We start from the raw sequence: 19,774 nt of genomic DNA, 5'->3' as shown, positions 1-19,774 counted from the left end.
AGCAAGGCAGGTCCCGCATGAGCGCCGTCCTCCAACCCGGGCAGACACCACTGAGCCCGGACTCCGCCGCCGGGCCCGCCGTCGAGGTCGTCGGTGCCACCGGCTTCCGGATCGCGCTGCGCCGGTTCCTCCGCAACCGGCTCGCGGTCGTCGGCCTCGTCGTGGTCGTCCTGTTCGTGCTGTTCTGCTTCGTGGGCCCACTCGTGTACCCGACCGACCAGACGCACACCACGCTGTCGCAGGCGAACCTCCGACCCGGCGGCGCACACCTGCTCGGCACCGACGCCGTCGGCCACGACGAGCTCGGTCGCCTGATGTACGGCGGGACCGTGTCGCTCCTCGTCGGTCTCGCCGCCGGGCTGCTCGCCACGGTCATCGGCACGCTCTGGGGTGCGATCGCCGGGTACGCGGGCGGATGGGTCGACGCGGTCATGATGCGCGTCGTCGACGCCGGCATCGCCATCCCCGCGCTGTTCATCCTGCTCGTCATCTCGGCGATCTCGACGCCGGACGTCCTCGGGCTCATCGTGATCCTCGGCCTCGTGTCGTGGCTCGTGCCGTCGCGCCTCATCCGAGCCGAGACCCTCACGCTCAAGAACCGCGACTACGTCCTGACGCTCCGGGCGATCGGCGGCACGCACGCCCGCGCCGTCATGCGTCACGTGCTCCCGAACTCCGTGTCGACGATCGTCGTCGCCGCGACGTTCCAGGTGGCCGACGCGATCCTCCTCGTCGCCTACGTGTCCTACCTCGGCCTCGGCGTGCAGCCACCCGCGACCGACTGGGGTGGCATGCTCTCGGCGGGCCTCACCGCCGCGTACTCGGGCCGGTGGTGGCTCATCCTGCCGCCCGGCCTCGCCGTGATCCTCGTCGTCTGCGCGTTCAACGCGATCGGCGACGGGCTCCGGGACGCCTTCGACGCGAGAGGACGCGGCTGATGCCGACGACCACCCAGACGACCGTGCCGATCCTCGACGTCGAGGACCTCGACGTCACCTTCGCCACCGAGACCGGCGCCGTGCCCGCGGTGCGCGGGGTGTCCCTCCAGGTCCGGCCGGGCGAGACGCTCGCTCTCGTCGGCGAGTCCGGATCGGGCAAGTCCACGATCGCGCTCGCCGCGATGGGCCTGCTCGCCCCGAACGCCACGCCGAGCGGCCGAGCCACGGTCGGCGGGACCGACGTCGTCGGCGCGTCCGAGCCGTCGCTCGCGGCACTCCGTGGCCGGACGGTGTCGATGGTCTTCCAGGAACCCGCGACCGCACTCGACCCGCTCACCCGGATCGGCGCCCAGATCGCCGAGGTGATCCGCAACCACCGGCAGGTCACCGCGGCCGACGCCGCTCGCGAGGCCGTCGACCTGCTCCGCCGCGTCGGCATCCCCGACCCCGAGCAGCGCGCCTCCGCGTTCCCGTTCCAGCTGTCGGGCGGCCAGCGGCAGCGCGTCGTCATCGCGATGGCCATCGCGAACGAACCGCGGCTCCTCATCGCCGACGAACCGACCACCGCACTCGACGTGACCGTCCAGGCCGAGATCCTGGAACTCCTCCGCCGCCTCGCCGTCGACACCGGCACCGGGGTGCTGCTCGTCACGCACAACATGGGCGTCGTCGCCGACTTCGCCGACCGCGTCGCCGTCATGCTCCAGGGCGAGATCGTCGAGACGGGCAGCGTCGAGGAGGTCCTCCTCCGACCGGAGCACGAGTACACGAAGCGGCTCCTCGCCGCCGTGCCGCGGCTCCTCGTGGCGGATCCGGACCGGCCCGCGCCCGTCCCCGACGACCCGTCGACGGTCGGGAGGGACGGCACGCCTCCGGTGGTCGACCTGCGGGACGTCGGGGTCGCCTTCGGTCGTGGCCGCCGCGCCGTGCAGGCCCTCGCCGGGGTCGACATCCGCGTGCACGCCGGGGAGACCGTGGGCCTCGTCGGCGAGTCCGGGTCGGGCAAGTCGACCGCGGCGCGGGTGGCGCTCGGCCTCGTGCTGCCCACCTCCGGGACCGTCGCGCTCTTCGGCCAGGACCTCCGCCGGACGCGAGGGCGTGCACGACGGGCCCTCCAGGGCGGGATCGGGGTGGTCCTCCAGGACCCGGTCGCGTCGCTCGACGCCCGGATGGCGGTCGGCGAGTGCATCGCCGAGCCGCTCCGCGTCCACCGCCGGGGCATGGGTGGTGCCGAACGGGACCGCCTCGTCGCCGAGGCCCTCGACGCCGTCCGGCTGCCCCGTGCCCTGGCCGGACGCGCTCCGCGCGAGCTCTCGGGAGGACAACGGCAGCGCGTCAGTCTCGCCCGGGCACTCGTGCTCGGGCCGAAGCTCCTCGTGGCCGACGAACCGACGAGTGCCCTCGACGTCAGCGTGCAGGAGGCCGTGCTCGAGGTCATCACCGACCTGCAGCACGACCTCGGGTTCGCGTGCCTGTTCGTGTCGCACGACCTCGCCGTCGTGCAGCACTTCGCCGCACGGGTCGTCGTCATGCGCGGCGGGCGGATCGAGGAGCAGGGCCCGACCGGCCGGACGCTGCTGCACCCCGAGACCGACTACACGCGTCGGCTCCTCGCGGCCGTGCCGGTCCCGGACCCCGTGCTCCAGCGCCGCCGACGGTCGGAGCGACAGGCGGCGCTCGCCGCCGGCTCCGGAGGACCGGTCCCGGGGGAACGCGCGTGAGCCGCACGGACACCGCGGCCCCGGCCCTCCCGACCGATGCGCCACGTCGCCTGCTCGCCGGGATCGACGTCGGCGGCACGAACACGAAGGTGCTGCTGTGCACCGAGGACCTCGTGGTGCTCGACCGGACCGACGTCCCGACACCGGCGCACGACGGCGGCGCTGCGATCGTCCGCGCGGCGGTCGCGGCGGTGGGCGCCTTGCTCACGCGGCAGCACGGCACGCTCATCGGCGTCGGGGTGGGCGCGGCCGGTGTCGTCGACGCGGCGAGCGGCACCGTGCTCGTGACCGGCGACTCGTTCACCGGCTGGGCCGGTTTCGGGGTGACCGCGGCGATCGAGGCCGCGCTCGGGGTCCCGGCGACCCTCGACAACGACGTGAACGCGTTCCTCCGCGGCGAGGTCTCGGCCGGCGCCGTGGCGGGGGAGCGGGACGTGCTCGGCATGACGCTCGGCACCGGGGTCGGCGGCGCACTCATCCTGGCGGGCGAGCTGTACGACGGGCCCGGTGGTGCCGCCGGCGAGATCGGTCACGTCCCGGGGTTCGGCGACGCCCGGTGCACCTGCGGGCAGCGCGGGCACCTCGAGACCCTGGCGTCCGCGCGGAGCATCAGCGCGCGCTACGCCGAGCGCACGGGCCGGACCCGCCACGCGCACGAGGTCGCCGCCGCTGCCGAGGCCGGCGACGCCGACGCCCGTGCCGTGTTCGATGCCGCCGGGTGGGGGCTCGCGCGGGCGATCCTCCTGACCGCGGGGATCCTCGACGTCCGGACCGTCGTCATCGGCGGCGGGGTGTCCGCCGCGTGGGCGTTGCTCGAGCCGCCGATGCGCCGGGCGCTCGAGGCCGAACCCCCCGTCAGCGGCGCCGTCGTCCGGGTCGAGCGGGCCCGGCTGGGCAGCGACGCGGTGGCGCTCGGTGCGGCGTCGCGCGCCCGGGCACTCCTGGCCGGCTGACCGTCAGTCCGCGGAGGCCCCGGCCACCGGCACCCCCGCAGCCCACACCCCCGCGACGGTCCAGTCCCCGCGGAACGCGACGACGTCGGCCGCGTACCCGGGTGCCAGTCGGCCCAGGCGCTCCCCCTCGCCGATGGCGCCCGCGGGGACGGCCGTGAGCGCCGCGACGGCATCGACGAGCGACACGTCGGTCTGCGTCAGGGCGATGCGGAGGGCGGCGTCCTGCGTCAGCGTCGATCCGGCGATGGTGTCCGAGCCGGCCACGTGCGCGACGCCGCCGGTCACCCGCACCCCCAGGTCGCCGAGCATGTAGTCGCCGTCGGGGGAGCCGGCGGCCGCCATCGCGTCGGTGATCAGGGCGACACGGCCGGGGGCGGCGCGGAGCAGGATCTGCGCGACCGCCGGCGCGACGTGGACGCCGTCGAGGATGAGCTCGAGCGTCACACGGTCGTCGGCGATCGCGGCCGAGATCGGCCCGGGGGCACGGTGGTGGATCCCCGGCATGGCGTTGAACGCGTGCGTGAGCATCGATGCGCCGAGGTCGAAGGCCCGCTGCGTCGTCGCGTGGTCCGCCGTGGTGTGCCCGACCGCGGCGACGACCCCGGCCTCGACGACGGCGGGGATCGCGCGGTCGGCCCCGGGCAGTTCCGGCGCGATCGTGATCTGGCGGAGGACCCCCTCGCCCGCGGTGAGCAGCGCGGCGACGGCGTCCGGCTCCGGGGGGACCAGGTACGCGGGGTGGTGTGCGCCGCGGTTGTCGGGCGACAGGAACGGTCCCTCGAGGTGCGCGCCGAGCACGAGTGGGTCCCGGGCGGCGAGGGCGCGGATCGCGGTGAGGTGGTCGACGAGCACCGGCACGGGGTTCGCCACGAGGCTGATCACCGACCGTGTCGTGCCGTGTGCACGGTGGACGGCGAGTCCCGTCGGGATCTGGTCCGGGTGGTCGTAGGCGCCGCCGCCCCCACCGTGCCCGTGGAGGTCGACGAACCCGGGCGTGATCGTGGCCGTGCCGAGGTCGACGACCTCCTCTGCTGCGGGGGCGTCCGGCCCGCTGCCCGTCGCTCGGATCGTGTCGCCGACGAGCAGCAGCCACGGGTCCTCGACGATCCCGGACACGTCGACCGCGCGAGCGGCGCGGAGGAGCGTGGTCTGGGCCTCCCCGCCGGTCACGGTGCGGTCTCCCGGCGACCGACGACGATGCCCGACACCGCGGCGACGACGATGAACACGAGTCCGACCCACGGCCGGCCGATGGAGAGCCAGGCGCCGCCCGCGGCGACGATGAGCGCGACCTCGACGATCGTCTTGCCGACCGCGTCCGTCGGGATCGGGGACCGCGGCGAGCGGAAGAAGAACCACACGAGTGCGGCGAACACCGGTGCGCCGACCATGAACACGACGGCGGGGCTCGGGAAGGCCCACGAGATGTAGCCCCAGTAGGCGAGCGAGAACAGGCCGAACACCATGACGACCACCCGGACGACGGTCCAGACGTCGACGCGGCGGCGCGGCCGGGAGGCCCGCGGAGCCCCGGCCGCCGACGTGCGGCCCGCGGCGGGTGCGGCGCGGCCTGGAGCGGGGGCGGCGTGGCCCGCGCCGGCTGCGGGCGGCGGGACGTCCTCCCAGTCGACGGGGGACTGCGGCGGGTTCGACATGTCGCTCACCGGAAGATGATCGTGCGGGAGCCGCCGTCGAGGAGCACGCGGTCCTCGGCGATCCAGCGGACGGCCTGGGTCAGCGTGCGCGACTCCTCGTCCTGTCCGATGGACACGAGCTGTTGCGGCGTGCGGGAGTGGTCGACCCGGACGACGTTCTGCTCGATGATCGGTCCCTCGTCGAGGTTGCTCGTCACGAAGTGCGCCGTCGCCCCGATGAGCTTGACGCCCCGCGCGTGGGCCTGCCGGTACGGGTTGGCGCCCTTGAACCCGGGCAGGAACGAGTGGTGGATGTTCACCGCACGGCCGGCGAGCGCGGCGCACAGCTCGGGCGAGAGGATCTGCATGTAGCGGGCGAGCACGACGAGCTCGATGTCGTGCTCCTCGACGGCCTGGAGGACCCGCGCCTCCATGGCACGCTTGCTGGCCTCGTCGACGACCGCGCGGTGCTCGAACGGCACGGAGTAGAACGCGGCGAGCTCCCCGAGGTCCGGGTGGTTCGACAGCACCAGGGGCACCTCGATCGGGAGCTGCCCGTTCCGCTGCCGGTACAGCAGGTCGTTCATGCAGTGTCCGGCCTTCGACACGAGCACGAGCGTGCGCAGGGGGCGCCCGACGACGTCGAGCTGCACGGTCATGTCGTACCGCTCGACCACGGGGGCGAGCGCGGCCTCGAACGCCGCGCGCGAGACGGGTGCGAGCACCTGCAGCCGCATGAAGAACGTGTTCGTGTCATCGCTCGAGAACTGCTGCGACTCGGTGATGTTCCCCTCGGCCGCGACGACGGCGCCGCTCACCGCGTGGACGATCCCGGGGCGGTCCTGGCAGACGAGGGTGAGTGTCCAGTGGGTCGGGTCGGTCACCCGCTCAGCGTATCGGGGCGAGCGGACGGCCCGGGAGGCCCGGCGCACGTCCGCCCCGCGTCAGCCCGCGGCGCTGCGATCCGCCCGCCGCAGTGCCCGGTCGAGGATCGTCAGTGCGGACAGCAGCAGTGCGACGCCGACGATCACCCATCCGAGCAGGTGCAGGTCCGGCGTGGTGGGGCGCTCGCCGAAGACACCGCCGATGAGGGACGACGCGGCGATCGCCCCGATGTACACGCTCGTCCGGGACAGACCCGCCGCGGTGCCGATGTACGACGAGGGCACCTGCCGGTACAGCGCCGCCTGGTTCGAGACCGACGCGAGCCCCTGCGGCACCCCGAACATGGTCGGCACGAGGGCGATGAGCCAGACCGGGCTGCCGGCGTGGAGGCCGAGGAGCAGCAGCCCGCCGACGACCGGGACCGTGGCTGCGATCACGAGCGGCGTCCGGACGCGGGTCCGTCGCGCCACGAGGAACGACACGACGCCGGCGATCACGGCGGAGGGCAGCTGGATGTACCCGGCCTGGTCGCTCGAGTAGCCGGCGACGTCCTGCACCCACTGCGAGAACCCGTACGTCATCGTGTACGCGACCATGTAGACGAGGAACAACCGGATGTACGTGCGGCTCAGCGCCCGGTTCGTGACGAGGAGCCGGACGTCGATGAACGGCTTGGCCGCCCGGAGCTCACGGAGCACGAGGGCCACGAGCAGCGCGACGGCGACCCCGAGCAGCCACCAGAGGCCGTCGGACAGGTCGAGCAGGAACACGAGCAGCGCGGACACGGTCCCGGTCATGAGGAGCATGCCGGCGGGGTCGAGCGCGGTGAGCACCGGCACTCCGTCGTCGCGGCGGGGCCGCGACGCGTCGGACGGCAGCCACAGCCCCGCGACGACGAACCCGAAGGCGGCGAGTGGCACGTTGACGAGGAAGATCGCGTGCCACCCGAAGGCGGCGATGAGTGCGCCCCCGAGCGGTGGCCCGGCGGCCGCGGAGACCAGGGACGTGATCGAGAGCGCGCCGAGCACGAGCGGCGGGGTCGGCTTGCCGATGCGCTCGGACTGCTGGCGGAGTGTGGTCAGGGCGGCCGGGTAGGCGGACGAGGTCCCGATGCCGATGAGCACGCGAGCGGTGACGGCGCCCCCGAACCCGGTGAGGAACTCGGGCACGAACCCGGCGACGCCGACGATGACGAGCCCCGTGAGGAACACCTTCTTCGGCCCGAACCGGTCAGCGAGCTTCCCCATCGACGGCTGGGCGACGGCGCTCGCGAGGTACAGCGCCGCGACGAGCCAGATCGCCTGCGCGGACCCGATGCCCAGATCGCGGGAGATCGGCGCGAGCGCGACGGACACCATCGTGGTGTTGATCGGGTTGAGGAGCGGTCCGACGAGCACCGGGACGAGGAGCTTCGGGCCGAAACCGGGGTGGCGCTGCCGTGCGGGGCCGGTGGTGGGGACGGATGCGGTGGACGCGGACGTGACGGCGGCTTTCGGTCGGTGCGGCGAGCGGGAAGTGCGGCGAGCGGGAGGTACGGCGAGCTGAAGGTGCGGCGAGCTGGAGGTGCGGCGAGCGAGCGACCGAGCGGGGGGGGGGTGGCGGTGGAGCCACGGCGTGAGCGCGGTGCGGCGCCCGCGTCAGGGGTCGACGAGCGACCCGAGCACGTCGATCGCGCGCTCGACGGCGGCGCGGTCCTCGGCCGGGAGGCCCGCGAGCCGGTCCGCGACGAGGCGCGTGCGGCTCGCGTGGGAACCGGCGCGGGCCTCCCGGCCGGCGGTGGTGAGCTGGACGAGCGCTCGTCGACCGTCTGTGGGATGCGGCTCACGGACGGCGAGACCGAGTTCGACGAGACCCGCGATCGTGGCACCCATCGACTGCGGGCGCACGCCCTCGGCGCGGGCGAGGTCCGCGGTGGTCTGCGGGCCGTCGCGGAGCAGGCGGCCGATCACGGCGGACTGGGTCGGCGAGATCTCGTCGGTCTTGGCGACGAGGAGCGTGCGACGGAACCGGCCGTGCACGGCGATGAGCGCCTCGGCGAGGTCGATGTCGGATGCGCTGCGCTCGGTCACGCGACGACGCTACGCCTGGGAAGCCAGCCTTGCAAGGCAGACTTCCATTGTGGGGCTCAGTCCCCGTGCCCCTGCAGGGTGACGACGAGGTGTTCCTGCACGTAGCCGAGCCAGTCGTAGACGTCGCGGAGTCCGATCTCGCTCCCGACACCGTCCGGATCGGCGTCGGGGTCGTCCGGGTCGTGGTCGGTGATCCCGAGCCGCTCCGCGACGGTGAGCCGCAGGTCGGTGAGGCAGCGGAGCCACGCCTGTTCGGCCTCCCGGTCGAAGGGTCCCGACGCGCGGCCGGTCAACCAGTCGTGCACGATGCGGGCGTTCTCGGCCTTCTGCGTCTGCAGGTCGACGATCGTGTAGCGGCGGAACTCCGCGGACGCCTCGGGGTCGTCCGGGTACGCGACGGGGAACAGCCGCAGCGCGACCGGATCACCGGCCAGGTCCCCCTGCAGGATCTGCATGAGCTGCGCCGTCAGGCTCTCGAGCACGCTGCGCTCGCCCCGCGACAGCGTCAGGTGCACGCCGTCGCGACGTCGGACGAACGGGATCACGTGGCGTCCCTGCCGACCGTCGCCTGCAGACCGAACCCGTGCATGGCCTCGACGTGGCGCTCCATCTCCTCGCGCAGGCCGCGCGCGACGACCGCCCTGCCCTCGTCGTTCACCTGTCGCATGAGCCGTTCGGCCTTGTGTCGCGGGAAGCCGAAGTAGGTCTGGAACACGTACGTCACGTACGACATGAGGTTGACCGGGTCGTCCCACACGACCGCGACCCAGGGCGCGTCCGAGCGCGTGCGCTCCCGGACGTCCAGGTCGGGCTCGAGCATCGTCACCCCTCCAGGGTCGCACGCGCCCGGTCGCTTCGCCCACTGCTCGTGCAGGCTCGGCCCTCGCGCCCGGGAGGCCTGCCTTGGTACGATCCCTGCTGTCGCGACTGGCGTTGGATGGGTCACCATCGGGGAGCGGCAACAGACACGGATCGCGGCCGTACGCCTGGGCCACGAGACCCGACCGTTCCGTGAACGACCACGAGGAGCCACCGTGTCCATCTCCGAGCCCAGCGCCGCCACGTCCGACCGCCTGCCGTCCACCTTCAACGCCCCGCTCGCCGAGGTCGACCCGGAGATCGCCCGGGTCCTCGAGCTCGAGCTCGGGCGCCAGCGCGATTACCTCGAGATGATCGCGTCCGAGAACTTCGTGCCCCGCGCGGTGCTCGAGTCGCAGGGCTCCGTCCTGACGAACAAGTACGCCGAGGGCTACCCGGGCAAGCGCTACTACGGCGGATGCGAGTTCGTCGACATCGCCGAGCAGCTGGCGATCGACCGGGCGAAGGCGCTGTTCGGCGCCGCGTACGCGAACGTCCAGCCGCACTCCGGTGCCCAGGCGAACGCGGCCGTGCTGCACGCGCTCGCCTCCGCCGGGGACACCATCCTCGGGCTCGAGCTCGCGCACGGCGGGCACCTCACCCACGGCATGAAGCTCAACTTCTCGGGGCGGCTCTACAACGCGGTGGCCTACGGCGTCGACCCGGAGACCTTCGAGGTCGACTACGACGACATCCGCGCGAAGGCGCTCGAGCACCGGCCGAAGGTCATCATCGCCGGGTGGTCGGCGTACCCGCGGCAGCTCGACTTCGCGAAGTTCCGGGCGATCGCCGACGAGGTCGACGCCAAGCTCTGGGTCGACATGGCGCACTTCGCCGGGCTCGTCGCCGCGGGCCTCCACCCGTCGCCGCTGCCGCACGCGCACGTCGTGTCCTCGACCGTCCACAAGACCCTCGCCGGGCCGCGGTCGGGCGTGATCCTGTCGAACGACGAATCGCTGTTCAAGAAGCTCAACTCGGCCGTGTTCCCCGGGCAGCAGGGCGGGCCGCTCATGCACGTCATCGCGGCGAAGGCCACGGCGTTCAAGCTCGCGGCCGAGCCCGAGTTCAAGGACCGCCAGGAGCGCACCGTCCGCGGCGCCAAGATCCTCGCCGAGCGTTTGACGCAGCCCGACGCCAAGGCAGCGGGCATCGACGTCCTGACCGGCGGGACCGACGTGCACCTCGTGCTCGTCGACCTGCGCGCGTCCGAGGTCGACGGCAAGCAGGCCGAGGACCTGCTCCACGAGGTCGGCATCACCGTGAACCGCAACAGCGTGCCGTTCGACCCGCGGCCGCCGATGGTGACCTCGGGCGTCCGGATCGGCACGCCCGCCCTCGCCACCCGCGGGTTCGGCGACGCGGAGTTCACCGAGGTCGCGGACGTCATCGCGGCCACGCTCATGCCGGAGCCGGACATCGCCGCGCTCTCGGCCCGGGTGAAGGCCCTGACCGCCGCGTTCCCGCTGTACGCGTGAGCGACACCGGCACGGCGGCGGAGCACGAGCTGCCGCCGCTCCCGCGCGACCGCTTCGACGCCGACGGCACGGCGATCCGGGTCGACGGCGCCGCGTTGGCCGCTCGCGTTCGGGGCGAACTCCGGACCCGCGTGGCACGACTGCACGAGCACGGCGTGCGCCCCGGACTCGGGACGATCCTGGTGGGCGAGAACCCCGGTTCGCTGTCCTACGTGGCCGGCAAGCACCGTGACTCGGCCGAGATCGGCATCGAGTCGGTGCGGATCGACCTGCCCGCGACGGCGTCGGCGGCCGACATCCGCGCGGCGATCCTGCAGATGAACGACGACCCCGCGGTCACCGCGTTCATCGTGCAGCTCCCGCTGCCCGAGGGCATCGACCCGACGCCGATGCTCGAGCTCATGGACCCGCACAAGGACGCCGACGGCCTCCACCCGACGAACCTCGGTGAGCTCGTGCTCGCGGTGCCGGGAGGCGCGGGGACGATCGACGCGCCGCTCCCGTGCACGCCGCGCGGCATCGTCGAGATGCTCCGCGCGTACGACGTCCCGATCCGAGGACAGCACGTCACGATCATCGGGCAGGGGCTGACCGTCGGACGACCCCTCGGGCTCCTCCTCACCCGGCTCGAGGCGACGGCCACGCTGACGCACTCGCTCACGTCCGACGTCGCGGCGGAGACCCGACGGGCGGACATCGTCGTCGCGGCCGCTGGTGTCGCGGGTCTGGTGCAGCCCGACTGGGTGCGCCCCGGTGCGGCGGTCATCGACGTCGGGATCACCCGCGTCGTCGACCCCGAGACGGGTCGGGCGAAGCTCCGTGGCGACGTCGACCCCGCCGTGGCGTCCGTGGCCGGGTTCCTGTCGCCGGTGCCGGGCGGCGTCGGGCCGATGACCCGGGCGATGCTCATGAAGAACGTCGTCGAGGCCGCCGAGCGCCACCGGCACTGAGCTCACCGCGCCGGGCGTCGGCGTCGAACACGCCGATGCCGTTCGAACACCGGGATCCCCGTGTTCGAACGGCATCGCGCGGTTCGATCTCGCTGCTGGTCGGCGCCGTGGGAGCGTCGTCCCGACCGCCGGCGCTACGCGTCGTGCCGGGCACCCTCGTCGGCGTGCACGGTGAACACGGTGGGCGCGGAGTGCCCGGCCGCGGCGAAGGCGGCGGTGACCGCGTCCGCGATCGTGTCCCGGGCCTCCCGGTCGACGAGCGCGATGGCGGCGCCACCGAACCCGCCCCCCGTCATGCGGGCACCGACGGCGCCGTGCTCGAGCGCGGTCTCCACCGCGAGGTCGAGTTCGGCGACCGAGATCTCGAAGTCGTCGCGCATCGACGCGTGCGACGCGACGAGCAGGTCGCCGATCGCGCGCGGACCCTGCTCGCGCAGCGTGCGGACGGTGTCGAGGACACGCTGGTCCTCGGTGACGACGTGCCGGACGCGGCGGAAGGTCTCGTCGTCGAGGAGCTCCTGCGCGCGGGGGAGGTCGTCGACGGACAGGTCGCGGAGCGCGGACACGCCCATCACCGAGGCCCCCCGCTCGCAGGACGCCCGACGTGCGGCGTAGCCCCCGGTGGCGTGGGCGTGCTGGACGTGCGTGTCGATGACGAGCAGCTCGAGACCCGCGGCGTCGAAGCCGAGGTCGACGACCTCTGCCTCGAGCGATCGACAGTCGAGGAACACGGCCGCGTCCTGCCGGCCGAGCAGCGACGCCGATTGGTCCATGATGCCCGTGGGTGCCCCGACCGCCTTGTTCTCGGCCCACTGCCCGACGCGCGCGAGCTCCTGCCGGTCGAGGCCGAGGCTCCACAGGTCGTCGAACGCCAGCGCGACGCCGCACTCGATCGCGGCGCTCGACGACAACCCCGCCCCGACCGGGACCTCGGAGTGGATGAAGACGTCGAGCCCTGTCGCGCCGGACAGGTCCGCCCCCCGGTCCTGCAGGGCCCAGGCGATACCGAACACGTACGCCGACCAGCCGTCCATGTCGGCGGGATCGAGCGCGTCGAGTGAGCGCTCCTGCACGCCGCCCTCCGGGTCGAACGACGACGCGACGCGGAGCAGCCGGTCGTCGCGCACGCGGATGTCGGCGACGGTACGGCGGTCGATCGCGAACGGCAGGACGTACCCGTCGTTGTAGTCGGTGTGCTCGCCGATCAGGTTCACCCGGCCCGGTGCCGAGTACCGCGTGGTCGGCTCCGCGCCGAAGACGCTCTGGAAGTCGGTGGTCATACGCGTTCGATCCCTCCTCGGATGAACTCGGCCTGGGCCTCGGGCACGACGTCGCCGATCCAGGCGCCCATCGCGGCCTCGCTGCCGGCCAGGTACTTGAGCTTCGTCTCGGCACGCCGGGGCGACGTGATCTGCAGCATCAACCGGACGGCGTCGCGGCCGATCGACACCGGCGCCTGGTGCCACGCCGCGATGTAGGGCGTGGGGGAGTCGTAGAGGGCGTCGAGGGCCCGTGTCAGGCGCAGGTGCATGTGCGCGAGCTCGTCCTTCTCGGCGTCGGTGAGGCCGGCGAAGTCGGGGACGTGCCGGTGCGGCAGCATGTGGATCTCGAGCGGCCATCGGGCGGCGAAGGGCACGAACGCTGTGAAGTGCTCGCCCGCGAGGACCACCCGGTCCGACGCCCGCTCGTTCGCCAGGTGCTGCTCGAACAGGTCCGGTCCGAAGCGCTCGATCGACGCCAGGAGGCGCTGCGTGCGGGGCGTCACGTAGGGGTAGGCGTAGATCTGCCCGTGGGGGTGGTGCAGCGTGACCCCGATCGCCTCGCCGCGGTTCTCGAACGGGAACACCTGCTCGATGCCCGGCATGGCGGACAGTGCGGCCGTGCGGTCGGCCCACGCCTCGACGACGGTCCGGGCGCGGGACTCGGTGATCGACGCGAACGAGCCGCTCGTCTCCGGGCTGAAGCAGACGACCTCGCAGCGCCCGACGGACCGGTAGGTGCGGTTGAGGCCGACCTCGGACAGCGCGGCCACCGACGGTGGTGCGTCGTCGGCCTCGAGGTCGGGACCGAACGAGGGTGACTTGTTCTCGAAGACGGCGACGTCGTACCGGCTCGGGATCTCCGACGGGTTCTCGTCCGTCTGGGGCGCGAGCGGGTCGAGGTTGGCCGGCGGCAGGAAGGCGCGGTTCTGTCGAGCCGAGGCGATCGACACCCACTCGCCCGTCAGGACGTCCTGCCGCATGTGCGCCGTGGCGGGGCGCGGGTCGAGCACGCGCTCGTCGATGCGACGCTCGGCGGGCAGCTGCGTGTCCGCGTCGTCGAAGTAGATGAGGTCACGACCGTCCGCGAGGGTCGTCGCCCGCTTGGTGATCCCGCTCACTGGTGTTCCTTCCCATCGGTGGACACCGGGCAACCCTACTCCCGGACGAAGGATTGCGAAACGGAACGGAAGCAGACGAAACTGGTGCGATGACCGACCTGTCGCAGCGGGACCCCGACGCGGCGGAGCCGAGCGCGCTGCCGGCCGTTCTGCGCCACGACCGCATCGTCGAACTCGTCGAGGAGGCACCGGGCCTCGTCCGGACCGCCGACCTCGCCGCCGCCGTGGGGACCAGTGCGGTGACCGTCCGCGCCGACCTCGCGACCCTCGACGCCGCCGGCCGGATCCGACGTGTGCACGGTGGTGCCCTGCGCCCGGCGCAGCCCGGGCGCGACGAACGCCCCTACGAGGAGACCGCGGTCGAGCACGCCGCCGCGAAGCGGGCGATCGGCCGGGCCGCCGCTGCCCTCGTCCGGTCGGGGGAGTGCGTCGTGCTCGACGTCGGCACCACGCCCGCCGCCGTCGCCGAGGAACTCGTCGCCCGCCGCGACCTCGCCGACGTCACCGTCGTCACGAACTCCCTGACGAACGCGCTCGTGCTCGAGCGGGCCGTGCCCCGGTTCACGGTCGTCGTGACCGGCGGCACGCTGCGTCCCCTGCAGCACTCGCTCGTCTCCCCGTTCGTCGGCACGGTCCTCCCGATGATCGCCGCCGACCTGGCGATCATCGGCTGCACGGGCGTGTCCGTCGAACGCGGCGTCACGAACGTCAACCTGCCGGAGACCGAGGTCAAGCGCCTGCTCGCCGGAGCGGCTCGGCGTACTGTCGTCGTTGCCGACGGGGCGAAGCTCGGTCGGTCCCACATCGGTGTGGTCGGTGCCCTCGACAGCGTCGACGTCCTCGTGACCGCCGGCGTGCGCGGGTTCGACCTCGCCCCCATCCGTGCCGCGGGCGTCCAGGTGCTCGTGGCGGACGATCCCGAGGAGGACCACGCATGAGCGGAGCACCCACCGGCGGCCAGTACCACCTGCGGCACGCCGGGCCCGACGGTGTCGTCGAGGCCGACATCACCCAGGTCGCGGCCGGCATCCGGCAGCTCAGCGTGAACGGGTTCGCGCTCACCGAGTCGTTCGGTCCGCACGAGATGCCCGCGGGCGCGTGCGGGATCGTCCTCGTCCCGTGGCCGAACCGCGTCGCCGGGGCGACGTGGCAGCTCGACGGCACGACCCAGCAGCTCGACGTCACCGAGCCGAAGTACGGCAACGCCAGCCACGGGCTCCTGCGCTACGCGCCCTACCGCGTCGTCGAGCAGACCGAGTCGACGCTGGTGCAGGAGGCGACGGTGTACCCGCAGCACGGGTGGCCGTTCCTGCTCGAGACCCGCGTGCACCACGAACTCGTCGACGACGGCCTGCGCGTCACGCACGAGATCGTCAACCGGTCCGATCGCCGTGCGCCGTTCGCCGTCGGCAACCACCCGTACCTGCGGGCGGGGGACGCCCCCGTCGAGGAACTCACCGTCACCCTGGACGCCGCGACCCGGTTCACGACCGACGAGCACAAGGTGCCGGACGGCTCCGAGTCGGTCGAGGGGATGCCGTTCGACCTCCGGGGTGGCCGCGTCGTGGGCGAGAGCGACCTCGACACCGCGTACACGGACGTCGCCGCCGACGCCGAGGGCGTGCGACGGACCACCGTCCGGGCGGCCGACGGCGACGGCGTCGAACTCTGGCAGGACGCCTCGTTCCCCTACGTGCAGGTGTTCACCTCGCGCGAGTTCCCCCGCGGCGACGGTGTCGGGCTCGCGCTCGCGGTCGAGCCGATGACCGCGCCCGCGAACGCCCTCAACAGCGGTGAGGGGCTGCGCTGGCTCGAACCGGACGAAGCGTGGACCGGCAGCTGGGGCATCCGCCGGGTCTGGTCGCGGTAGCGGGAGCGGGGGCGGGAGGGGGCGTGGGAGCGGGGGCGCGACCGGGCGCGGGAGCGGCTCAGGCTCGGCGCATGCGGAGGGCCTCGACCGCGAGGGACTCGGACGGGTAGCGGCCGATCTCCTCGGCCCAGGCGGGGTCGTCCCCGCGGAGCGCCACGAAGGACTTGCGCTGCCCCTTGACGTACCCGAGCACGCGCGTGGGCGTGTGCACCTCGACGAAGTCCGCGCGGATCCGCCGCGTCGAGACCCGCGCGTTGCGGCGGAGCTCGTCGAGCAGGCGGTCATCGGAGAGCGCGAGGCGCCCCGTGGCCGGGGCCATCGCCCGTCGCGCTGCGCCGGTGGTGCTGGTGTGCGTGTCGTGGATGGGTTCGGTCACGGTGTACCCCGTTCGTCGTTGCTGGTGGTGCCAGTGTCGGGACCCACGTGGTGGATCCGCGAACGACGCTATCGGCGCCTCCCCCTCGAACCACTGAGCGGCAGCTGAACAGTGGACAAGATCAGCCGTGACAGCGCTGAGGAGCGCGTGTACCCCGCTGCGCCCACCTCGGGCGCGTCGCCCGAGGCGCGGGGACGCCGACCGTGCCCCCGAGCGGACGCCCCGGGAACGACGAAGCGCGGGCCCCGATGAGGGACCCGCGCTCCGAACAGAGACCGGGAGGTCAGATGACGCGGATGTTCTCCGCCTGGAGCCCCTTCGGGCTGGTCGCGACGTCGAACTCGACGCGCTGGTTCTCCTCCAGCGAGCGGTAGCCGCCCGTCTGGATGGCGGAGTAGTGAGCGAAGAGGTCGCCGCTGCCGTCGTCGGCAGCGATGAAGCCGAAACCCTTCTCGGCGTTGAACCACTTGACGATGCCTGTAGCCATGACTGCGTTGTTTCCTTGTTCTGCTGGTGCGGTACGCGTCTGTTCTGCGCATCGACTGTCCGCCCAACCTACGGCATCCGGCCTGACAACGCGACGGTGGATCCGATGGATGTGCGTATTTCATCTGCGGGTCACGGTCCCGTCACCCGGACGGAGACCCGCGCCGCTGCCGCCACCACTCGGAGGGGCGCCCCGGATCGCGTTCGCGACGGTGGGCCCCGTGGGGCTCGAACCCACGACCCTCGGATTAAAAGTCCGGTGCTCTACCGACTGAGCTAGAGGCCCTCGCCCTCCAGCGTATCGGCCGACGGAGCGCCGTCCCACCTGACCACCGTGTCACCGGTCCCGCCTACACTGACGCCGATGCCACGCGACTACCACCGACCCGTGCAGTTCACCGCCGCCGAGTTCGAGGCCATCCAGGGCGGCAACGACCCGGCGCTCATCAACCGTGTCGCGCACGAGACCGCGACGGCGTTGGTGCACCGCGTCCGCACCGATCCGGACCCCGCCGTCGTCGAGCGCCTCGTGACCTACACGGACGTGCACGGGATCGACGCCCTCGCAGAGCTCTGGGCACGGGTCGGCGCACACACCCTGCCCGGTGCGCTCTGGCGGATCTACCTCGTCCGCACCCTGATCCGGCAGAACCCGGACGAGGTCGCGTACCTCTTCGAGCGCGGCACCGAGGCCGTCTCGACGATCGACCAGGCCGTCGCGGGCGCGGAGCAACCGACCGGACCGGCCGAGATCGTCACCCTGGCGGACGAGATCCTCCGCGGCCTGTACACCGGCGACTTCGCGGTCGCGCTCGAGCGCGGAGCGGCGTTCTGCCGCCTGACGGCCGCCGGAGCGACGAGCGTCGCGGACGACGCCGACCTCACGGCGGAGGACCGAGCCAGCGAGCTCACCCGTCGTGCGTTGCGCCTGTCCGAACTCGCCGAGGACCTCGCTGCGGCCGCCGGGTTGTGGCGCCGCGACAGCCTCGACTGACCGCACCGACGCGCCCGGGGCGCGCGCACGTCCTCTCTGCGTGAACACCCGACGGTGGCCAGGGCGCCTTCGCTACACTCGTCCACGTCGGGCCGCAGTAACCCCGGGCTCCAAAATTCGCCGCTCCGAGCGGCCTCGCGCCGAGAGGCGTTTCTGCGGTCCGGCGTCCACGTCACGACGGGCCCGGCGGTTCCCTCCGCCGGGCCCGTCGTCGTTCCCGCGACCCGGATCATCGGGCGTCCGGTGTCGACGACGGTCCCGCTGGAGCCTGGTGCGGGTGCGGGTGCGGGTGCGGGTGCGGGTGCGGGCGCAGGTGTCGACGGGGCCGCTGTCGTTCGACCTCCGCACTGTCGTGTCCGCCGCCCCGGACCTTCTGCCGCCCCGGACCTTCCGCGGCACCCCGCCGGAAGCCCGCCCAATCCGATCCGCGGGGGACGCCGAATCCCTGCTGTGACGGCGGGACGGCCGCTCACCACCGGAACCACCCCGTGCGACCCGGGCCGACGGCCCATTCCCTGCGGGTCGCACGGGGTCCGGTGCCGTCGCCGTCCAGCCGTCATCGACGTACCCGGAACCACCAGCGCGTCGTGGACAACGGCTGCGCTCCGACGCCCTGTGAGGAGGAAAACCTGCGATGCTGACTCTCGTGGAACGCGACACGAACGGCTACGAGGCCCCCTCGTCCCCACTCGTTGCGTCGCCGGACGAACTCCTCACGCGCGTCGCCGCTGGCGATCAAGAGGCGTTCGGAGCCCTGTACGACCAGCTCTCGGGCCGCGTCATGGGTCTCATCACGCGGCTGCTCCGAGATCATGCCCAGTCCGAAGAGGTGACGCAAGAGGTCTTCCTCGAGGTCTGGCAGAACGCCAGCCGGTTCGACGCCGCGCGCGGTTCGGCCCCGAGCTGGATCCTGACGATGGCGCACCGACGCGCGGTCGACCGGGTGCGGGCCGCACAGTCCTCGCGTGACCGGGACACGAAGGTGGGCATCCGCGACTTCGAGACGGACTTCGACTCGGTGACCGAGTCGGTCGAGATCCGCATCGAGCACGAGCGGGTGAGCCGGGCGCTCGCCCGCCTCACCGAGTTCCAACGCCAGGCCGTCACCATGGCCTACTACGGCGGCTACTCGCACAGCGAGATGGCCGCGATCCTCGGTGTCCCGATCGGCACCGTGAAGACCCGTCTCCGTGACGGGATGATCCGACTCCGCGACGAGATGGGGGTGAGGTCATGACCATCCGACCCGACGACGTGGCGCTCATGACGGGTTCCTACGCGACCGATGCGGTCGACGCCGTCGAGCGCGCTGCGGTCGACGCGGCGATGGCCGCATCCGACCCGGTGCGTGCCGAGGTGGACTCGCTCCATGAGACCGCACTGCTGCTGGCCTACGCGGTCGAGCCGGTCGAGCCGCCGCGCGACCTCCGGGCCGCGCTCATGGCGAAGATCGCCACGACGCCCCAGCTCCCGGCGCTGCCGGTCGAGGACGCACAGGGCGGCTCGTCCGTGGGTGACCTCGCCGCCGCCGCGCCCGGCTCCGCACAGTCCGTCGCGCCGCAGCCGGTCGCCCGGGAGGCCCGGCACGCGGCCGTCACGGACGTCACCGCCGCCCCCGCCGGCACGGCGTCGGGGAACGCGCGGGTCCGCTGGTTCCAGCGTCCGGCTCGCGTGGTCCTGGCCGCCGCCGCCGCGGTGGCCGTGATCGCCGGCGGCACCCTCGGGATCCAGTCGCTCGCCGAGCACGAGACCGGACCCGGACAGGGGCAGGTCCAGGCCTCGACGAAGCTCGACCAGATCTACGCCGCCGCGGACTTCCAGCGGGCGTCGACGACGGTCAAGGGTGGAGGCACGGCCACGGTCGTGTGGTCCGACCAGCTCCGCAAGTCCGCCGTGATCTTCAAGGGCGTCAAGGCCGCGCCCGCCGGCAAGACGTACGAACTCTGGTACATCGGGTCCTCGATCACGCCGGCGGGACTCGTCGGCTCGGTCGACGGTGGCACGACGAGCGCGGTGCTCTCCGGCGCCAAGGCGGCGGGCGACACCATCGGCATCACGGTCGAACCCGCCGGGGGCTCGAAGCAGCCGACCACGAAGCCGATCGTGGCGGTACCCACGAGCGCCTGACGACCAGGTCCAGGACGGACGGGAGGCGGTGCACCTGCTGGTGCACCGCCTCCCGTCA

General features: G+C 72.9%; 21 protein-coding genes, 1 tRNA gene and 1 riboswitch. Of the genes, 10 read left to right on the top strand and 12 right to left on the bottom strand.

Features of this window, described 5'->3' with window-relative positions:
* Positions 1-17 precede the first annotated feature (17 nt).
* From DEI93_RS14370 to DEI93_RS14360, 3 genes are read left to right on the top strand one after another with little or no spacing between them, the layout of a single operon-like run.
* The gene (locus DEI93_RS14370; RefSeq protein WP_111011522.1) at positions 18-938 is read left to right on the top strand and encodes an ABC transporter permease; all 921 of its coding nucleotides are present in this window, start codon (positions 18-20) and stop codon (positions 936-938) included.
* Positions 938-2,659 carry a dipeptide ABC transporter ATP-binding protein gene (locus tag DEI93_RS14365; protein WP_111119971.1) on the top strand — a complete coding sequence of 574 codons (1,722 nt, stop codon included), beginning with the start codon at positions 938-940 and terminating at the stop codon, positions 2,657-2,659. The genes DEI93_RS14370 and DEI93_RS14365 overlap by 1 nt, the downstream gene beginning before the upstream one ends.
* Positions 2,656-3,612 (top strand): ROK family protein, encoded by a 957-nt coding sequence (locus tag DEI93_RS14360; RefSeq protein ID WP_220037891.1) that lies wholly within the window; start codon positions 2,656-2,658, stop codon positions 3,610-3,612. The genes DEI93_RS14365 and DEI93_RS14360 overlap by 4 nt, the downstream gene beginning before the upstream one ends.
* A gap of 3 nt (positions 3,613-3,615) precedes the next feature.
* Here the strand turns inward: DEI93_RS14360 and DEI93_RS14355 are convergent, their stop codons facing one another.
* The 7 genes from DEI93_RS14355 to clpS form a co-directional block, all read right to left on the bottom strand.
* The gene (locus tag DEI93_RS14355; protein WP_111119970.1) at positions 3,616-4,782 is read right to left on the bottom strand and encodes an N-acetylglucosamine-6-phosphate deacetylase; all 1,167 of its coding nucleotides are present in this window, start codon (positions 4,780-4,782) and stop codon (positions 3,616-3,618) included.
* The gene (locus DEI93_RS14350; protein WP_258372269.1) at positions 4,779-5,267 is read right to left on the bottom strand and encodes a YrdB family protein; all 489 of its coding nucleotides are present in this window, start codon (positions 5,265-5,267) and stop codon (positions 4,779-4,781) included. Before DEI93_RS14350 ends, DEI93_RS14355 begins: the two co-directional genes overlap by 4 nt.
* 5 nt (positions 5,268-5,272) lie before the next feature.
* Entirely contained in the window at positions 5,273-6,130 is an 858-nt protein-coding gene (gene purU / locus DEI93_RS14345) for a formyltetrahydrofolate deformylase (protein WP_111119969.1), read from the bottom strand.
* Between the two features lie 60 nt (positions 6,131-6,190).
* Positions 6,191-7,528 (bottom strand): MFS transporter, encoded by a 1,338-nt coding sequence (locus DEI93_RS14340; protein ID WP_111119968.1) that lies wholly within the window; start codon positions 7,526-7,528, stop codon positions 6,191-6,193.
* Positions 7,529-7,768: 240 nt separating this feature from the next.
* A complete protein-coding gene (locus DEI93_RS14335) occupies positions 7,769-8,200 on the bottom strand; it encodes a MarR family winged helix-turn-helix transcriptional regulator (RefSeq protein WP_111049114.1) in 432 nt (143 codons plus the stop codon).
* A 56-nt stretch (positions 8,201-8,256) separates the two neighbouring features.
* Positions 8,257-8,745 carry a DUF2017 family protein gene (locus DEI93_RS14330; protein ID WP_111013072.1) on the bottom strand — a complete coding sequence of 163 codons (489 nt, stop codon included), beginning with the start codon at positions 8,743-8,745 and terminating at the stop codon, positions 8,257-8,259.
* Positions 8,742-9,020, bottom strand: coding sequence for an ATP-dependent Clp protease adapter ClpS (gene clpS, locus DEI93_RS14325; RefSeq protein ID WP_111120692.1), 279 nt, complete (start codon positions 9,018-9,020; stop codon positions 8,742-8,744). The genes DEI93_RS14330 and clpS overlap by 4 nt, the downstream gene beginning before the upstream one ends.
* A gap of 93 nt (positions 9,021-9,113) precedes the next feature.
* Positions 9,114-9,199, top strand: a riboswitch (ZMP/ZTP riboswitch).
* Between the two features lie 35 nt (positions 9,200-9,234).
* Between clpS and glyA the strand changes: the two genes are divergently transcribed.
* On the top strand, positions 9,235-10,533 hold the full coding sequence (gene glyA / locus DEI93_RS14320; protein WP_284158458.1) for a serine hydroxymethyltransferase: 1,299 nt from the start codon (positions 9,235-9,237) through the stop codon (positions 10,531-10,533).
* A 29-nt stretch (positions 10,534-10,562) separates the two neighbouring features.
* Entirely contained in the window at positions 10,563-11,483 is a 921-nt protein-coding gene (locus DEI93_RS14315; RefSeq protein ID WP_111011536.1) for a bifunctional methylenetetrahydrofolate dehydrogenase/methenyltetrahydrofolate cyclohydrolase, read from the top strand.
* A 134-nt stretch (positions 11,484-11,617) separates the two neighbouring features.
* On the opposite strand, the gene galK is transcribed toward DEI93_RS14315, so the two are convergent.
* Together galK and galT are read right to left on the bottom strand one after the other, a co-directional pair.
* Positions 11,618-12,763 carry a galactokinase gene (gene galK, locus DEI93_RS14310; RefSeq protein WP_111120686.1) on the bottom strand — a complete coding sequence of 382 codons (1,146 nt, stop codon included), beginning with the start codon at positions 12,761-12,763 and terminating at the stop codon, positions 11,618-11,620.
* Positions 12,760-13,863: a galactose-1-phosphate uridylyltransferase gene (gene galT, locus DEI93_RS14305; protein ID WP_111011513.1), complete on the bottom strand. Its 1,104-nt coding sequence runs from the start codon at positions 13,861-13,863 to the stop codon at positions 12,760-12,762. Before galT ends, galK begins: the two co-directional genes overlap by 4 nt.
* Positions 13,864-13,952: 89 nt before the next feature.
* Here galT and DEI93_RS14300 point away from each other — a divergent pair, with 89 nt between their 5' ends.
* Complete coding sequence (locus DEI93_RS14300; protein ID WP_111011512.1) at positions 13,953-14,801, top strand: DeoR/GlpR family DNA-binding transcription regulator; 849 nt, start codon at positions 13,953-13,955, stop codon at positions 14,799-14,801.
* Positions 14,798-15,733: an aldose 1-epimerase family protein gene (locus tag DEI93_RS14295; protein ID WP_111011511.1), complete on the top strand. Its 936-nt coding sequence runs from the start codon at positions 14,798-14,800 to the stop codon at positions 15,731-15,733. The genes DEI93_RS14300 and DEI93_RS14295 overlap by 4 nt, the downstream gene beginning before the upstream one ends.
* Positions 15,734-15,791: 58 nt before the next feature.
* On the opposite strand, the gene DEI93_RS14290 is transcribed toward DEI93_RS14295, so the two are convergent.
* The 3 genes from DEI93_RS14290 to DEI93_RS14280 all read right to left on the bottom strand — a co-directional run bounded on the left by DEI93_RS14290 (position 15,792) and on the right by DEI93_RS14280 (position 16,881).
* On the bottom strand, positions 15,792-16,109 hold the full coding sequence (locus tag DEI93_RS14290) for a hypothetical protein (protein ID WP_111013076.1): 318 nt from the start codon (positions 16,107-16,109) through the stop codon (positions 15,792-15,794).
* Between the two features lie 283 nt (positions 16,110-16,392).
* Positions 16,393-16,596, bottom strand: a complete 204-nt coding sequence (locus DEI93_RS14285) for a cold-shock protein (RefSeq protein ID WP_111011681.1) — start codon at positions 16,594-16,596, stop codon at positions 16,393-16,395.
* 212 nt (positions 16,597-16,808) lie between these two features.
* Positions 16,809-16,881: transfer RNA gene (locus tag DEI93_RS14280), tRNA-Lys, on the bottom strand.
* 78 nt (positions 16,882-16,959) lie between these two features.
* Between DEI93_RS14280 and DEI93_RS14275 the strand changes: the two genes are divergently transcribed.
* The 3 genes from DEI93_RS14275 to DEI93_RS14265 all read left to right on the top strand — a co-directional run bounded on the left by DEI93_RS14275 (position 16,960) and on the right by DEI93_RS14265 (position 19,716).
* Positions 16,960-17,589 carry a DNA-directed RNA polymerase subunit beta gene (locus tag DEI93_RS14275; RefSeq protein WP_111011682.1) on the top strand — a complete coding sequence of 210 codons (630 nt, stop codon included), beginning with the start codon at positions 16,960-16,962 and terminating at the stop codon, positions 17,587-17,589.
* 634 nt (positions 17,590-18,223) lie between these two features.
* Complete coding sequence (gene sigK, locus DEI93_RS14270) at positions 18,224-18,826, top strand: ECF RNA polymerase sigma factor SigK (RefSeq protein WP_111011683.1); 603 nt, start codon at positions 18,224-18,226, stop codon at positions 18,824-18,826.
* Positions 18,823-19,716, top strand: a complete 894-nt coding sequence (locus DEI93_RS14265; protein ID WP_111025722.1) for an anti-sigma factor domain-containing protein — start codon at positions 18,823-18,825, stop codon at positions 19,714-19,716. The genes sigK and DEI93_RS14265 overlap by 4 nt, the downstream gene beginning before the upstream one ends.
* The last annotated feature ends 58 nt before the right edge of the window (positions 19,717-19,774 follow it).

This window comes from Curtobacterium sp. MCBD17_035, from assembly GCF_003234815.2.
Taxonomy (GTDB): Bacteria; Actinomycetota; Actinomycetes; order Actinomycetales; family Microbacteriaceae; genus Curtobacterium.
This window is presented reverse-complemented; position numbering and strand designations above follow the sequence as displayed.

Excerpts from the sequence above, each read along its gene's own strand:
- sigK (WP_111011683.1), top strand. The coding sequence starts at position 18,224 with ATGCTGACTCTCGTGGAACGCGACACGAACGGCTACGAGGCCCCCTCG.
- DEI93_RS14295 (WP_111011511.1), top strand. The coding sequence starts at position 14,798 with ATGAGCGGAGCACCCACCGGCGGCCAGTACCACCTGCGGCACGCCGGG.
- galK (WP_111120686.1), bottom strand. The coding sequence starts at position 12,763 with ATGACCACCGACTTCCAGAGCGTCTTCGGCGCGGAGCCGACCACGCGG.
- DEI93_RS14370 (WP_111011522.1), top strand. The coding sequence starts at position 18 with ATGAGCGCCGTCCTCCAACCCGGGCAGACACCACTGAGCCCGGACTCC.
- DEI93_RS14365 (WP_111119971.1), top strand. The coding sequence starts at position 938 with ATGCCGACGACCACCCAGACGACCGTGCCGATCCTCGACGTCGAGGAC.
- DEI93_RS14285 (WP_111011681.1), bottom strand. The coding sequence starts at position 16,596 with ATGGCTACAGGCATCGTCAAGTGGTTCAACGCCGAGAAGGGTTTCGGC.
- DEI93_RS14265 (WP_111025722.1), top strand. The coding sequence starts at position 18,823 with ATGACCATCCGACCCGACGACGTGGCGCTCATGACGGGTTCCTACGCG.
- DEI93_RS14300 (WP_111011512.1), top strand. The coding sequence starts at position 13,953 with ATGACCGACCTGTCGCAGCGGGACCCCGACGCGGCGGAGCCGAGCGCG.
- DEI93_RS14275 (WP_111011682.1), top strand. The coding sequence starts at position 16,960 with ATGCCACGCGACTACCACCGACCCGTGCAGTTCACCGCCGCCGAGTTC.
- DEI93_RS14350 (WP_258372269.1), bottom strand. The coding sequence starts at position 5,267 with ATGTCGAACCCGCCGCAGTCCCCCGTCGACTGGGAGGACGTCCCGCCG.
- clpS (WP_111120692.1), bottom strand. The coding sequence starts at position 9,020 with ATGCTCGAGCCCGACCTGGACGTCCGGGAGCGCACGCGCTCGGACGCG.